The sequence below is a fragment of the Thermosynechococcus sp. PP555 genome, assembly GCF_031583225.1.
GTDB lineage: Bacteria > Cyanobacteriota > Cyanobacteriia > Thermosynechococcales > Thermosynechococcaceae > Thermosynechococcus.
Genome location: NZ_CP134168.1, coordinates 1,094,721 through 1,109,129, shown reverse-complemented (window position 1 = coordinate 1,109,129; position 14,409 = coordinate 1,094,721). Strand labels below are relative to the sequence as shown.

Genomic DNA, 14,409 nt, shown 5'->3' with positions numbered 1-14,409 from the left:
AGCCTCTATTTTACGATGACCAGCGATCGCTAGGGGGTAGCCATTGGTTCGGGATCCGCTGCTGGCGGTTGAACAGGTGTCGGCGTCGGGGCAGCAGTGGCTTCAGGTGTCGGTGCAGGTCTGGCAGGGGTAACCGTGGTTTCAGGGGTGGGAGATGCCTCAGGGGTGGGTGCAGGGGTAGCAGCCTCTGGCGTGGGTGTTGCTGGCGGAGCTGATGTTGGTTCGGTGACTGGTTCAGAAGTCCTTGGTGTTGCTGGCGGAGCTGATTCTGGTTCGGTGACTGGTTCAGAAGTCCTTTCAGGAGTACTGGGGGGGCTTTCCCACCAAGCGGGCGTGGGTGCTGCCTGTTGCCGTTGGCGCACACTGAGTTCATAGTCCCACTGCCAGATGCGATTGAGAGCTTCACGGTAGAGGGCGCGATCGCGACCAATTTGCTCAGCGGTTTGAATGGCTTCCTCTAGTTTGCCTTCCCGTGCCAAGCGAATCGCTCGATCCAGAATCGGACGATCCTCAATTTCTTCCAGTTTTTCCTGCCACTCGTTGCGGTAGTTGGCCACTACAGAAGCAAGCACAGCATTGCTGGGGAAGTATTGCAGAACCCCTAGGGCGGCCTGATACTGTTTCTGTTCTGCGAGGGCGATCGCTGCATGGAGCAAGGGCTGCTCATTAATCGTACGCAGATCCCGCTGCCAAAGGGCAATCAAACCTTGGGCTTGAACCCGTTCCGGCTGACCAAGGGGCACCTGCCGAGCTTGAGCAATGGCCAAGGCATACCCCCAGCGCAGATGAGAATTGGCGAGCCACGATGCCCACTGAAGATGCTGCTGGTTGCGCAACTGCTGCTGCCATGTTTTGAGGTAGGCCTGAGCCGATTCATAGAAGGGATCCGTGGTGGGAATCTGCTGCACGCGGGCGATCGCTTCCCAGTAGCCCAAAACCGTTCCCTTGGCCGCAAGGGCTTTGGCCTGCCCCAAGATGACAATCGGGCGATCGTGGTAGGACACATCGAGAGCGGGGGCAATTTTTTCAATCAGTGCTAGGGCACCCTCGCGATCACCTGCCGTTAAGCGTTCTTCAGCGTACACAAACACTTCAGGAATCCAACGGCGAATATCCGCTTGGGCTTGGGAATAAACAACCGCCTCGGGGGGAATTTGCAGAGCCAGCATGACCGCCTCGGCCAGTTCATTGGCTGTTAACCAAGCCGCCAAATCCCGTGCCTGCACCAATTGCACCCACGCATCCTGTTCTTGGGAGATACGCACCGAGAGCTTTTGTGCCTGTTCGCGCCAGTAGTCGGTGCCCAACTGGTTCATCAGTTTCACTTGCAGTAATGCCAACCCCCAGTCCTGCTGGCGCAGCGCCGCCTCTGCCGTGGCCAACAAGTTTCCCCCTTCTCCCACATTCGTTGCGGTCAGTAGCTCTTGAGCTTGGGAGTAGCTCGCTGCGGTGGTGGGGATTTTTTTCAGGAGCAGCGTTGCCAGATCAATATTGCCTTGGCTCAACTGTTGGCGGGCAATCACGAGTAGGGCGGCTGACCATTCATCCACACGCCGCTTTGCTTGGGGAAACAGGGGGTGATCTTCGGGCCACTGACTGACGGTTTCAATGGCTTGAGCCAGAGAGGGTAAGTTGCCGTGGAGGGCGGCTTGATCGGCACAGTAGAGGCGATCGCCATCGCTCATGACGAGGCCGGAGTGACGACAATCGGGCAAGGGGGGTAAAACCAATAGCCAAGCACTGGCGGTCATCAGGGTTACGCCGGAGATTAAAAAGGGGATGAGCCAAGGCCACCCCTCATATGCCATGAGTCGTTGGCGGTAAGTTTGCCAGCGGGAGAGCAGAGATTCAGTGACTGTTGTCCCCACAGGGGCGATCGCTAGCTCCGCTGACTTAGGAACCCGCCGGAACCACCGTTGCCAAACCTCTAGTGCTTTCATTTCCTGCTGCGGCTCCTCACCCACTGCCTGCAATTTCCCTAGGATGCTAGGGAGGTCGTTAGAACTTGTTATAGCAAATCAACTTGGCAATTCCCTCCTGAAGTTGCCGTTTCCCACGGCAGGATTATAATTTAAGGATACGAATCGCAATAATCCTTAACATTTCTCCTGATTTTGCAACGCCTGTGACCGCACTCTGGCAACGCTTGATTTTAATTTCCCCCTTTTTCTTTTGGGGAACTGCCATGGTGGCCATGAAAGAGGTGATGCCCCATACCTCGCCGCTGTGGGTTGCCGGTGTGCGCCTTGTGCCCGCAGGCCTGTTGGTTTTAGCGGTGGCGATCGCCCTCGGTAAGCCCCAACCCAATAGCTTACGGGCGTGGGGATGGATTAGTCTTTTTGCCCTTGTGGATGGCCTTTTATTTCAGGGGTTTCTGGCCACTGGCTTAGCAAAAACGGGAGCCGGGCTGGGTTCTGTCATGATTGACTCCCAACCCCTTGCGGTGGCATTGCTGTCCCGCTGGCTATATCAAGAGCGCGTTGGCGGCTGGGGCTGGCTGGGGTTATTTCTTGGCTTAGTGGGCATTAGTGGTATTGGTCTAGGCGATGATCTCTTGACGTTGCTCCATCAACCCAGCGCATGGCAAGGTATTCCTTGGGGACAGTGGTGGCAGCGAGGTGAACTGTGGATGCTGTTGGCTGCCCTCTCAATGGCCGTGGGAACCATTCTCATGCGTCCCTTGGCACGCTATGCGGATCCCATTGTGGCTACCGGCTGGCACATGGTCTTGGGCGGGTTGCCCCTCTTGCTCTTGCCGAGCCTGAATACCCCAGCACCTTGGGCGGCTCTACAGTGGCCGGATGTCTTTAATTTGGGCTATGCCACCCTCTTCGGTAGTGCCCTGTCCTACGGTGTCTTTTTCTATTTCGCTGCCAAGGGGAATCTGACTAGTCTCAGTGCCCTGACCTTTCTCACCCCAGTATTTGCCCTCACCTTTGGGCATTGGTTCTTAGGGGAAACCCTGAGTCAGGTTCAGTTGGTGGGGGTGGGGCTAACGCTCATGAGCATTTACATCATCAATCAGCGCCAAGTGCTTGGGCGGTGGTGGCAACAACTCCCCTTACCCGCCCGCTTGCGGGAATCGGCAACTTCGGTCAGCGTTAAAGTAGTCGATCAAAAGTAGTCGATTAACCTCAGTCAAATAGGTCAGTTTCCTGCCCAGCGTCCCCACACCCCAGCAAGTCTATGAATGATCCCTTTCACCTGATCCAGTTATCAGATCTGCATCTATTTGCCACAGATGAAGGCAGACTCCTTGGCCTGCCCACGGCTCAATCCCTAGCTGCTGTTTTAGGGGTAATTCACCGTCATGCCCCTGCTGCCCTGCTGTTGACGGGAGACTTGGCACAGGAACCCGTTGCCACCACCTACGACCGTTTGGCCACTGCTTTCAGGGACTTTACCTGTCCCGTATATTGGATTCCCGGTAACCATGATGAACCAAGGGTAATGCTGCCGGCGCTGGAACGTCCGCCGCTGAGGGGCGATCGCCAGATCAATCTTGGGACTTGGCAAGGCCTGCTCCTCAGTTCCCAAGCGGATGGCAAAGTCCATGGTGAATTGCGTCCTGAAACCTTAAGCTGGCTAGAGGCAACCTTGAGTCGCGGGGGCGATCTCCCCACATTCATTGCCCTGCACCATCCCCCCTTTGAGACCGGTGCCCCATGGCTTGATAGTAGCCGCCTACAAAACCCTGAGCACCTTTTTGCTGTGTTGGATCGCCACCCTCAAGTCAAACTCGTCCTCTTTGGCCATATTCATCAGGAATTTGCCACCGAGCGGCAAGGGGTAATGTATCTCGGCTGCCCCTCCACCTGTATCCAGTTTTTGCCTCGCGCCCCTGAATTTTCCCTTGAACCCATTGGTCCCGGTTTTCGTCATCTGTCGTTATACCCCGATGGCACCTTTAGAACCCACATTGAGCGGGTCGAGATTCCCCTCACATTGGACTTTAGTGCCAAAGGGTACTAAAACCTAGGCGATAGCCACATTTGTAGGCTATACCTATTGAAAAGTGCGTGTAGGTAGGAGTGGTGGGCTATGAACCTCAGTCGGAGCACCGATGAGATTAAACCGGTTCCCGAGATGACCGGTGGTCGAGTCCCCTATACCCCCCGCAATCATCGCCGTATTCTCTGCATTTTCCCCCGCTATAGCCGCTCCTTTGGCACCTTTCACCACGCCTACCCCCTCATGGGCACGGTGCGCGCCTTTATGCCACCCCAAGGGATTTTGTTGGTGGCCGCCTATCTTCCAGAATCTTGGGAAGTGCGCCTGATTGATGAAAATGTACGGCCAGCAACCGATGCTGACTATGCTTGGGCTGATATTGTCATTACTAGCGGCATGCACATTCAGCGGCCACAAATTTTAGAAATCAACGACATTGCCCATCGTCACGGTAAACTCACTGCCCTCGGCGGGCCTTCGGTCTCCAGTTGTCCGGAATACTATCCCGATGTGGATATTCTCCACCTAGGGGAACTGGGGGATGCCACCGATAAAATGATTGCTTACTTTGACGAGTACGGCAGCCAGCGCCCGCCCCAACAACTGATCTTTGAAACCACGGCACGGTTACCCCTGAGTGAATTTCCTGTGCCTGCCTACCAGCACGTGCGCATGGAAAATTACTTCCTCGGCAGTGTGCAGTTTTCTAGTGGCTGTCCCTTTCGCTGTGAGTTTTGTGATATTCCCGAACTCTATGGCCGCAATCCGCGCCTGAAAACGCCGCAGCAAATCCTCAAGGAACTGGATACAATGCTGGCTTCTGGGAATCCGGGGGCGGTCTATTTCGTTGACGATAACTTTATTGGCAATCGCCGCGCGGTGACCGAATTACTGCCGCACCTCATTGACTGGCAAAGGGCCAATGGCTACCCGCTGCAATTTGCCTGCGAAGCGACCCTGAACATTGCCCAAAGCCCAAAACTCCTAGAAATGATGCGGGAGGCCTATTTCTGTACCATTTTCTGTGGCATTGAAACCCCGGAACCTGAAGCCCTCCACGCCATCCACAAGGATCAAAATCTAAGTATGCCGATTTTGCAGGCGGTGCAAACCCTCAATCGTTACGGCATGGAAGTGGTTTCTGGGATCATTATTGGCTTTGATACCGATACACCCCAAACGGGCGATCGCATCCTTGAGTTTATTCGCGCCTCCCACATTCCCACTCTGACAATTAACCTGCTACACGCTCTACCGCGTACGCCTCTCTGGCGCCGGCTGGAAGCAGAAGGTCGCCTCAACCATGATGAAAACCGCGAGTCCAATGTTGAGTTCCTCATGCCCTACGAAGAGGTGGTGGAAATGTGGCGCCGCACCATCACAACGGCCTATGAACCCGAATTTCTCTACGAGCGGTTTGCCTATCAAATGGAACACACCTATCCCAACCGCATTGCAGTGCCGAATAGCCCAGCTCGCCTCAGCCGCGAAAATATCCTGCGGGGACTGCGGATCATGAAAAATCTCCTCTGGCACGTGGGGCTTTGGGGCAGCTACCGCAAGACCTTCTGGAAACTGGCAGGGCCGGCCCTGAAAAAAGGCCAAATTGAACAAGTGATCCACGTGGGTGTGGTGGGGCATCATCTGATTAACTTTGCCCAAGAATGTGCCCGTGGGGATGAGGCGGCGTCCTTCTATGCCCAACGGCTACGGCAAAAAAACACAACGGCCACCTCACCCAAATCGGCCATCAAGTTGCCAGTGAAGCTGCGCTAACGCTCCTCGCAGCATTCCCCATCCCTAGGGTGGGCTGCTTTATTTACTGTACAGTCATATAATAGAATCATTAAGCTAAGTTATCTTGATCTGTGTCTCTAGTGTGCGATATCCCCTATGGTTGATCTCCCTTCCCCTGAGTTACTCGTCCACGTTGCCGACTATTTCAAAGTGCTGGCGGAACCGAGTCGGCTGCAAGTGCTCTGTGCCCTGAAACAGGGACGACGCAATGTCTCGGAGATTATTCAGGAAACGGGCTTGGGGCAGGCCAATGTCTCAAAGCACTTGAAAACCCTTGCTCAGGCAGGTCTGGTGCGGCGCCAGCCCCAAGGGGTTACCGTCTATTACGAAATTGCTGACCCGACGATCTTTCCGCTGTGTGATCTGGTGTGTCAGCGGCTGAAGCAGCGGATTGAAGAGCAATCCCAAATGGTCAAGGAATTGGTGCACAATTTCTCCTAGGCGCCATGCCCCAATATGCGAGAATAGTGGCGTACGTGTTACGAGTATGCCCTTTGCGGCTCACCACTAGCATTTAGCAATGACGAAATATGTTTTTGTGACCGGCGGTGTTGTCTCCAGCATTGGTAAGGGAATTGTTGCCGCCAGTCTGGGTCGCCTCTTGAAATCGCGGCAGTATTCCGTGTCAATTCTCAAGCTGGATCCCTACATCAATGTGGATCCAGGCACGATGAGTCCCTTCCAGCACGGGGAAGTGTTTGTCACCGACGATGGTGCCGAAACGGATTTGGACTTGGGGCACTACGAGCGCTTTACGGATACCCCCATGTCCCGCCTCAATAGCGTCACGACGGGATCCATTTACCAAGCGGTGATTAACAAAGAGCGACGCGGCGACTATATGGGGGGAACAGTGCAGGTCATCCCCCACATTACGAATGAGATTAAAGAACGCATTCTGCGGGTAGCGAAGGACAAAAACCCCGATGTGGTGATCATTGAAATTGGGGGAACCGTTGGCGATATTGAGTCGCTGCCCTTTCTAGAGGCCATCCGTCAGTTTCGCACGGAGGTGGGGCGGCACCATGTGCTGTTTATGCATGTAACCTTGGTGCCTTGGATTCCCTCGGCAGGGGAAATGAAAACCAAACCCACCCAGCACTCGGTGAAGGAATTGCGCTCCATTGGGATTCAGCCGGATATTCTGATCTGTCGTTGCGATCGCCCCCTTGTCCCCGGCATTAAAGAAAAGCTCTCCCAATTTTGTGATGTTCCTGTGGAATGTGTCATTCCCTCGCCGGATGCCAAAAGTATTTATGAAGTGCCCCTGCTGCTTGAGCGCGAAGGGTTAGCCACCCAAGTTTTGAGTCTTTTGAACTTGGAGCAACGGCAACCGGATCTCAGTCAGTGGCAGGCTCTGGTGGAGCGGCTCTACCGTTCCCATACCCCCTTAGAGGTGGCGATTGTGGGCAAATATGTCCGCCTCAGTGATGCCTATCTTTCGGTGGTGGAAGCCCTGCGGCACTCGGCGATTGCCCTTGATCAAGAACTACGGATCCGCTGGGTCAACTCCGAGGAAGTGGTTGAAAATGGTGTGGAAAATGCCCTCAGCAATGTGGCGGCCATCGTTGTGCCGGGGGGCTTTGGCATCCGCGGGGTCGAAGGGAAAATTGCGGCTATTCAGTACGCCCGTGAGCAGGGGATTCCCTTTTTAGGGCTGTGCTTGGGGATGCAGTGTGCCGTCATTGAGTGGGCACGCCATATTGCGGGCTTAGAAAATGCCAACAGTGCTGAGTTTGATGCCAATACCCCCCATCCCGTGATTCACCTGTTGCCCGAACAGCAGGACATTGTGGATTTGGGGGGAACGATGCGCTTGGGCTTGTATGCCTGCCGCCTAGCCTCCAATTCCCTTGCCGAAAAGCTCTATGGGGAGACGGTCATCTACGAGCGGCACCGCCATCGCTACGAGTTTAATAATGCCTATCGCAGCCTTTTTTTGGAAACGGGCTATCAAATTACGGGCACCTCGCCTGATGGCCGCTTAGTAGAAATTATCGAGTATCCGGCTCACCCCTTCTTTATTGCGGTGCAGTTTCACCCCGAGTTTCGTTCCCGTCCCAATGCGCCTCATCCTCTCTTTTACGGTTTGCTGGCAGCAGCAGCCAAGGATTCTAACCGTGAGGATGCCCAGTTAGTCCCAAGCCTCTAGATTTCGCAGCGGTTCCACAAGGATAGTGCTAGCATCTGTTGCCCGTATGGCCACATCGGTCAGGGCACCCACCCGTACGGCCAAGGTTTGACTGAAGGGGGCACGACGCAACAGGGTGACGGTTTGGCCGACCGTCAATCCCACGGCTGCAAGGCGGCGTTGCCAAGCAGGGGTTCCCTCAATGGCAGTGATGCGTGCCAGCGTCCCAAGGGGCAGTTCAGACAGCAACACAGGCCGCCTCATGAAACAGATGCAGCAGGGGTTCCCAAGCGCCGCACGTCCTGAAGGGCTTCCTTGGCGGAGGGATAGCGATCGCTAAAGTTAAACTTCACCATTTTATTTAGCACTGCCGCTAGCCGCTCACTGACTGTAACGCACTGTTGCCAATCCACTTCACCCGTGCGGGGGTCTCGGGGAAGGTCGCGGGGTTTAATGCCCGTTAAAGCCTGCAGCACAATCATACCCACAGCGTAAATATCGCTGCTGAGGGTGGGCTGTCCAGAGAGTTGTTCGGGGGGGGCGTAGCCCATTGTGCCAATAATCACGGTGCTCCCTTGGGTTTGCTTCACTTCTTGGGGTTGAATTTGTTTCACCGCTCCAAAGTCAATCAGCACCAGCTTGCGATCGCTGGCACGGCGAATAATATTGTCGGGCTTAATATCGCGGTGAATCACATAGTGACTGTGGACAAAACTCAGCACTTCCAAGATTTCCCGTAGGATTTGGGTGGCTTCGGCTTCCGTGTGTTTGCGTTTCAGCTCCTCACTTAGGGAAGCACCATCAATAAACTCCTGCACTAGATAGAATTCCTGATTTTCCTCAACATAGGCCAGCAAGAGGGGAATTTGATCGTGGCGTCCTAACTTTTCAAGGATTTCTGCTTCGGTATGAAAGAGCCGTCGCGCCACCTGCATAAAGCGCTCATCGGTGCGTCCCGGTCGCAAATGCTTGACCACACAGAGGGGGTTCCCCGGTCGCTGGGTATCCTGAGCCAAATAGGTGCGGCCAAAGCCCCCTGACCCCAAGACTTTTTGGATTTTGTAGCGACCACTGAGGAGAGAACGGGGTTTGCCGGTAATTTCTGTGGGTTCTCGCAGGGCTGCATTGAGGGCTGCCGTATCCTCGGCCATCAGCGATCGCAACAGCGCCAAGGCTTTTTCCTGTTCCTGTACTTTTTCTTGGAAAGATTTTTGCTCCTGCTGCGCTTGATAACTCACATAGCCAACCATGCCGACACTGCTGAGCACTAGGGCGATCGCCGGCGGCACCACGGGAATCCAGCCACTCCCGATCACAAAAATGCCAAAGCCGCCACCAAAAAGGACAATGAGTCCCCCCACTACCGCGCCCCCCAACCACAGCGGTTGCCGCAACCACCAGCCAAGGACACTGCCCACCCCAGCCCACAGCAGAATCCAGCCAAGCACCACCGGCAGCGGCCAATACCAAATGGGACTTTCGCCGTCGAGGGCCGCACTCAGGAATTGACTCACCATCTGGCCATGAACAACCACCCCCGGCATTTGCTGCGTCACGGCATCACTACCGCTATAGGGGGTGAGGAAAATATCCTTGATGCTCGGCGCAGACACCCCAATCAAAACGACGCGATCGCGAATCAGGTCTTCGCTCACTCGTCCAGTCAGTACATCCGTTAGGGAAACCGTTGGCCCCACTGCGGTGCGTGAGCGGTACTTCAGCAGGGTTTGCATGCCGCGATCGTCCACCCCCACATAGCCACCGGCATCGCTGCTGAGGAGGGGAAAATGCACATCATTGAGCGTCAAACCCTTGTCATCGAGTTTGATAGTCTGAGCGGGGTCTTGTTCTAGGTAGCGCAGTGCCAGCATCAGGGCAAAGGAAAAGGGCGTTGTACACCGCTGCGCCTTAGGATTGCTGATCACAAATAGATTGCGGCGAATGACACCATCATTATCGAGGGGGATATCGGCAAAGCCCACTCGCTCTGGCACCTGTGCTGCGGGAATACTGGGTGGTGGCGGCACTTCGGGTTGCTCCGCTGTTTCCCCCGTTGATTTGCACACTGGAATAATGCGCGGGTTGATGCGAATCATGTTTTGCAGCGCGTCGTGGGCGGGGGGGTGGGGCAAATCGCGGAAAATATCCAAGCCAATGGCCCGCGGGCTAGCGGCATTGAGGCGGGTGAGGAGATCGGCAACGGTAGCATCCGGCAGGGGCCACGTTTTTTGGGCTTGGATGTCCTGCTCCGTTACCAGCACCGTCAGGATACGCGAATCAGGGTCACGGGCGGGTTGCGATCGCACATAGAAGTCATACAGACTCAGTTCCGACGGCTGAAGCAGTCCCAGTTGGCGCACACCGATCACCACAGCGGCTACTCCCAGTGTGGTGGCAACAACCGGCATCGGCAGCCATTTTGGCCAAGGGTAGGGCACGATTTCAACTCCTCGCGCAATTGTGCAGCGGCGCCTTGAGAGCATCGCTAGACCGATTTTAGCGAACCGCCATCTTCCCTTTCCGCTGCTGCTAGGGGATGAGCAACGGGATATACAGCCAATAGAGGTCACTGTTCTCTTGGTGCTAGATGGCGATCGCTCGCTCCCCAGCGCAATAATGTAACAACATGTAACAAAAGTCAGCGATCGCGCGGGGGAAACTGAACCCTTACAATAGGTTTCAGATGTGCTATTTTGCATCATTGGCACGCCAAACTCAGCCTTCTTGTGCGGGGATAGATATCAATTGGGCATGATTCCTGATAAGTTCAGAAAAACGCCTCTTAGTGGCACGCCTATGGCCTCAATGCCTATGTCCGAACTGCCCTTTTCCCTTGATCAATTGCGCATCCTGAAGGCGATCGCCCTCGAAGGAAGCTTTAAGCGAGCCGCTGACAGCCTTTACGTCTCCCAACCCGCAGTGAGTTTACAGGTGCAAAACCTTGAGCGCCAACTGGATGTTCCCCTATTTGACCGCGGGGGACGCCGTGCCCAACTCACCGAAGCCGGACAACTCCTACTGGCTTACGGCGATCAAATTCTCTCCCTGTGCCATGAAGCCTGCCGTGCCATCGAAGACTTACAAAAATTGCAGGGGGGGACATTGATCATTGGAGCCAGCCAAACCACCGGCACCTACCTGATGCCCCGCATGATTGGCCTGTTTCGCAGCAAATATCCCGAAGTCGCTGTTCAACTGCATGTGCATTCCACCCGCCGCACCTGCTGGAGCTTGGTCAACGGTCAAATTGATCTGGCAATTATTGGTGGTGAAGTTCCCTCAGAACTCAGCGAGCAAATTACCGTCACCCCCTATGCGGAGGATGAACTGGCACTGGTCTTACCCGTGGATCATCCCTTGGCTAGTGCCGAAACCCTCACCAAAGAAGACTTGTACAAGCTGGGCTTTATTGCTCTCGATGCCCAATCCACCATTCGCAAGGTGATTGATCAGGTACTGCAGCGCGCCAACATTGACCCTCGCCGCCTGAAGGTGGAGATGGAGCTGAATTCCATTGAGGCCATTAAAAACGCCGTGCAGTCGGGCTTGGGGGCTGCCTTTGTCTCCATTTCCGCCATTGAGAAGGAGTTACAACTGGGGAGCCTACGGCGGATGGGTATCGAAAATGTGGTGGTGAAACGCACCCTGTCACTGATTACCAATCCCAATCGCTACCGATCGCGGGCAGCCGAGGTCTTCTGCCGTGAAATTCTCACCCAATTTGCCACCTTTGCCATTGATACAGAACTGACAACGGCCAAGTCCCCCATCTCCGATAGTGAAAAACCCCTTAAGGAACTGCTGACGATCGCCCCCCTTGAGGAAAACAGCACCAATGTCAGTAATTCTTAGGGCGACGCAGTGGCAGCCAACAGGCAGAATAGTCGCGCTCAGGAGAGTTTATTATTTCAAAAGATCGGAGTATGATAATAGATCGCGCTGTTCATAACTGATGACCATGGCCCTGCAACACGACATTAAACAAGAAATCATCAACACCTACCAGATCCACGGTACCGATACTGGCTCTGCGGATGTCCAAGTTGCCATCCTCACGGAGCGGATCAAGCAGCTTTCTGAGCATCTCAAGGCGAATAAAAAAGATCACGCCTCTCGCCGAGGACTGCTGAAAATTATTGGCCGTCGCAAGCGGCTACTGGCCTATATCCATCGCCACGATGCCCAGCGCTATCGCCAACTCATTGAACGTCTAGGAATTCGGGGTTAAAGACAATGGCAAAACGGTCGGATCTGCCTTTTGAGCCTAAAAAGAAAAAAGGAGCAACCAAGTCTGCCAAAGCTCCTGCTGCCGCAGCCGTCCGTTCTAATACCCCAAAATCCCCAGCCAAGCCAGCCAAAAAAAGTACAGGCATTCCAGAAATTGTCAGCCAACGCATGGTTACCCGGATGGCAATCTGCTGCGGTACCCCCACGCTTTTGGGATTGATGACGTTTCCCCTGAGCTATTTGGTCGTCCACGAGGGCTGGTTCAAGTTGCCCAATGTGGCAGTGGTTATCGTTAGCTTAGGCCTGTTTGGCCTTGGGGCGCTGGGACTGAGCTATGGCATTCTTTCTGCATCTTGGGATGAGCACGAGCAGGGAAGTTGGCTCGGCTGGCGAGAGTTTCGCACCAATTTTGGTCGTGTGGTCGAGAGTTGGCAGGCCTATCAGGCTCAGCGATCGCAAAATGCCGAGTGAGCGCACCCCTTGAGACGAGGAGCAGCTTCTGATTAAAAAATCAAAAAAGTATAAAGAATTCTTGATGAATTCCAGTTGCTTTTCTCGATTTATTTACTATACACTCGGGCAGTGAGGGTCGCTTAACCGCCGTTCCCTGAGGGCACTACCCATGACAGCCACTGAACCGTCCCCTGTTGAGACTCCCATAGAGATAGGGAATCTGCAAATCAGCCTACAGTCCTCGAGCTTTCTGCAAAATTTGCTGGGGTTGGTAGCGGAGACGCTAGAAGATGTCGTGGGTCTCGATGATGCCTCTGGGTTTATTGCCCTTGTAGGGCAGCAAATGGGCAATCAAATCAACGCTCTCTACACTCAAGCCCTTGGCGATCGCCCCCTTGATGCCAAGACGGTTGCCCAAATTCTTGTGGATCTCAAAAATCGCATTGAAGGGGGATTTTTCCTGATTGAGCAGGATGAGGAACGTATTATCTTAGGGAATCAGCGTTGCCCCCTTGGCAGTGGCGTGGTGGGTCATCCCTCGTTGTGCATGATGACCTCAAATGTGTTTGGCGTGATTGTGGCGCACCATTTGGGCTATGCCAAGGTCTGTATTGAAAAGGCGATCGCCAATGGGGATCAAGGGTGCCACGTGGTGATCTATACCCAACCTACTGCTGCGGCCTCAGCGGCCAAGGGGCGAGAATACTATCGCATTGAGTCAGTCTAAGCCAGTCAAGTCCTTACATTCCGGCGGGGTTAAGATGAGCGACTTTACACCCGATATTGGCGCATGGATCGATCTGTTGCCAGAGCCAACGCTGGTCATGAATGTCCAAGGCCAAATTGTGGCCATTAACCCTAGCGGTCGTGAATTTTTCGGCGGCAACGTTCTGGGTCGCAGCCTCAGTGAACTGGTGGTCACCCCGCCAGAGAAACTGCATCAATGGCTGCCCCTTTGGCAGCAAGCCACCCAAATGGTACCCGGCAGCCTCCGCAGCCACCAAGGACAAAAAATCGAAGTGGAAGCCGTGGGTATCCACCGTTGCCAGCCCCCCTTGATTCTCCTGCGCCTGTTTCGCCAGCCCCGTTTTCTGCGACAGTTCATCGTCCAACGGCAGCAGTTTCAGCGCTTGCAAGAGCAAATGGCCCGGCAAACAGCTCTAATTGTGGAGCTACAGCAGCGGCAAAAACAGCTAGAGGCGGAAAATCGCCACCTACAGGGGGTCTCACAGCAAGATAGCCTGACTAAATTGGCAAATCGCCGTGCCTTTGAAGCCTGTCTGCGGACAGCTTGGCGGGAATCGGCCACCACCCATACCCCCTTTGCCATTGCCCTGCTGGATATTGACCACTTCAAGCGCTACAACGACACCTATGGCCATCTGGCGGGCGATCGCGCCCTGCAACGGGTTGCCCATGCCATTAAATCCCAAGTGCGGGAAGCTGATCTCGTGGCTCGCTATGGCGGTGAAGAGTTTATTCTCCTGTTGCGCCACACCCACCATGACGTTGCCATTTGCGTTTTAGAGCGGATTTTTAACTACATTCGCAGCCTAGGGATTCCCCATGCCAGTTCACCAGTGCAACCCTACCTCACCGTCAGTGCCGGCATTTGCATCGTGAGCGCCACCCTTAGGGACTGCCCAATGGCGGAGCTGGTAGCGACTGCTGATGCTGCCTTGTACGAGGCCAAACGCTCAGGGCGCGATCGCTATGTGTTACAAACCTATGCTTGGCTGAGTGCGCCTGTCTCTTCCAGCCAAGAAATTCAGTCCTACCCCTAGGGAAAGCCCCTGTAGCTGCCCCTGCTAGATATAATGTGGGTGGCCAAAGCACGGCAATCCCCTAGC

At 54.7% G+C, this 14,409-nt stretch carries 14 protein-coding genes; 11 read left to right on the top strand and 3 right to left on the bottom strand.

Features of this window, described 5'->3' with window-relative positions; translation table 11 throughout:
* Positions 1-29: 29 nt before the first annotated feature.
* Positions 30-1,940 carry a hypothetical protein gene (locus RHH27_RS05175; protein WP_302679030.1) on the bottom strand — a complete coding sequence of 637 codons (1,911 nt, stop codon included), beginning with the start codon at positions 1,938-1,940 and terminating at the stop codon, positions 30-32.
* A gap of 245 nt (positions 1,941-2,185) precedes the next feature.
* On the opposite strand from RHH27_RS05175, the gene RHH27_RS05170 reads away from it, so the two are divergent.
* From RHH27_RS05170 to RHH27_RS05150, 5 genes are all read left to right on the top strand, one after another.
* Complete coding sequence (locus tag RHH27_RS05170) at positions 2,186-3,124, top strand: DMT family transporter (protein ID WP_399373369.1); 939 nt, start codon at positions 2,186-2,188, stop codon at positions 3,122-3,124.
* A gap of 62 nt (positions 3,125-3,186) precedes the next feature.
* Positions 3,187-3,972: a phosphodiesterase gene (locus tag RHH27_RS05165; protein WP_302679028.1), complete on the top strand. Its 786-nt coding sequence runs from the start codon at positions 3,187-3,189 to the stop codon at positions 3,970-3,972.
* A gap of 69 nt (positions 3,973-4,041) precedes the next feature.
* Positions 4,042-5,727, top strand: coding sequence for a B12-binding domain-containing radical SAM protein (locus tag RHH27_RS05160; RefSeq protein ID WP_302679027.1), 1,686 nt, complete (start codon positions 4,042-4,044; stop codon positions 5,725-5,727).
* A 117-nt stretch (positions 5,728-5,844) separates the two neighbouring features.
* Positions 5,845-6,189, top strand: coding sequence for a helix-turn-helix transcriptional regulator (locus RHH27_RS05155; RefSeq protein ID WP_206201360.1), 345 nt, complete (start codon positions 5,845-5,847; stop codon positions 6,187-6,189).
* 79 nt (positions 6,190-6,268) lie between these two features.
* A complete protein-coding gene (locus RHH27_RS05150; protein WP_206201359.1) occupies positions 6,269-7,900 on the top strand; it encodes a CTP synthase in 1,632 nt (543 codons plus the stop codon).
* On the opposite strand, the gene RHH27_RS05145 is transcribed toward RHH27_RS05150, so the two are convergent.
* Positions 7,883-8,143 carry a FeoA family protein gene (locus tag RHH27_RS05145; protein WP_206201358.1) on the bottom strand — a complete coding sequence of 87 codons (261 nt, stop codon included), beginning with the start codon at positions 8,141-8,143 and terminating at the stop codon, positions 7,883-7,885. The genes RHH27_RS05150 and RHH27_RS05145 overlap by 18 nt on opposite strands.
* Positions 8,140-10,317, bottom strand: a complete 2,178-nt coding sequence (locus RHH27_RS05140) for a CHASE2 domain-containing protein (RefSeq protein WP_225901662.1) — start codon at positions 10,315-10,317, stop codon at positions 8,140-8,142. Before RHH27_RS05140 ends, RHH27_RS05145 begins: the two co-directional genes overlap by 4 nt.
* A gap of 22 nt (positions 10,318-10,339) precedes the next feature.
* Here RHH27_RS05140 and RHH27_RS05135 point away from each other — a divergent pair, with 22 nt between their 5' ends.
* The 6 genes from RHH27_RS05135 (at position 10,340) to RHH27_RS05110 (ending at position 14,343) form a co-directional block, all read left to right on the top strand.
* Positions 10,340-10,501 (top strand): hypothetical protein, encoded by a 162-nt coding sequence (locus tag RHH27_RS05135; RefSeq protein ID WP_302679026.1) that lies wholly within the window; start codon positions 10,340-10,342, stop codon positions 10,499-10,501.
* Positions 10,502-10,690: 189 nt separating this feature from the next.
* Complete coding sequence (locus RHH27_RS05130) at positions 10,691-11,731, top strand: LysR family transcriptional regulator (protein ID WP_206201356.1); 1,041 nt, start codon at positions 10,691-10,693, stop codon at positions 11,729-11,731.
* 106 nt (positions 11,732-11,837) lie between these two features.
* The gene (gene rpsO / locus RHH27_RS05125) at positions 11,838-12,107 is read left to right on the top strand and encodes a 30S ribosomal protein S15 (protein WP_206201355.1); all 270 of its coding nucleotides are present in this window, start codon (positions 11,838-11,840) and stop codon (positions 12,105-12,107) included.
* A gap of 5 nt (positions 12,108-12,112) precedes the next feature.
* Positions 12,113-12,577 (top strand): PAM68 family protein, encoded by a 465-nt coding sequence (locus tag RHH27_RS05120; protein ID WP_206201354.1) that lies wholly within the window; start codon positions 12,113-12,115, stop codon positions 12,575-12,577.
* Positions 12,578-12,728: 151 nt separating this feature from the next.
* Positions 12,729-13,286: a methanogen output domain 1-containing protein gene (locus RHH27_RS05115; protein WP_302679025.1), complete on the top strand. Its 558-nt coding sequence runs from the start codon at positions 12,729-12,731 to the stop codon at positions 13,284-13,286.
* A gap of 34 nt (positions 13,287-13,320) precedes the next feature.
* Positions 13,321-14,343: a diguanylate cyclase domain-containing protein gene (locus RHH27_RS05110; RefSeq protein WP_302679024.1), complete on the top strand. Its 1,023-nt coding sequence runs from the start codon at positions 13,321-13,323 to the stop codon at positions 14,341-14,343.
* The last annotated feature ends 66 nt before the right edge of the window (positions 14,344-14,409 follow it).

Coding starts and splice junctions, on each gene's coding strand:
- RHH27_RS05175 (WP_302679030.1), bottom strand. CDS start 1,940: ATGAAAGCACTAGAGGTTTGGCAACGGTGGTTCCGGCGGGTTCCTAAG.
- RHH27_RS05170 (WP_399373369.1), top strand. CDS start 2,186: ATGGTGGCCATGAAAGAGGTGATGCCCCATACCTCGCCGCTGTGGGTT.
- RHH27_RS05165 (WP_302679028.1), top strand. CDS start 3,187: ATGAATGATCCCTTTCACCTGATCCAGTTATCAGATCTGCATCTATTT.
- RHH27_RS05160 (WP_302679027.1), top strand. CDS start 4,042: ATGAACCTCAGTCGGAGCACCGATGAGATTAAACCGGTTCCCGAGATG.
- RHH27_RS05155 (WP_206201360.1), top strand. CDS start 5,845: ATGGTTGATCTCCCTTCCCCTGAGTTACTCGTCCACGTTGCCGACTAT.
- RHH27_RS05150 (WP_206201359.1), top strand. CDS start 6,269: ATGACGAAATATGTTTTTGTGACCGGCGGTGTTGTCTCCAGCATTGGT.
- RHH27_RS05145 (WP_206201358.1), bottom strand. CDS start 8,143: ATGAGGCGGCCTGTGTTGCTGTCTGAACTGCCCCTTGGGACGCTGGCA.
- RHH27_RS05130 (WP_206201356.1), top strand. CDS start 10,691: ATGTCCGAACTGCCCTTTTCCCTTGATCAATTGCGCATCCTGAAGGCG.
- rpsO (WP_206201355.1), top strand. CDS start 11,838: ATGGCCCTGCAACACGACATTAAACAAGAAATCATCAACACCTACCAG.
- RHH27_RS05120 (WP_206201354.1), top strand. CDS start 12,113: ATGGCAAAACGGTCGGATCTGCCTTTTGAGCCTAAAAAGAAAAAAGGA.
- RHH27_RS05115 (WP_302679025.1), top strand. CDS start 12,729: ATGACAGCCACTGAACCGTCCCCTGTTGAGACTCCCATAGAGATAGGG.
- RHH27_RS05110 (WP_302679024.1), top strand. CDS start 13,321: ATGAGCGACTTTACACCCGATATTGGCGCATGGATCGATCTGTTGCCA.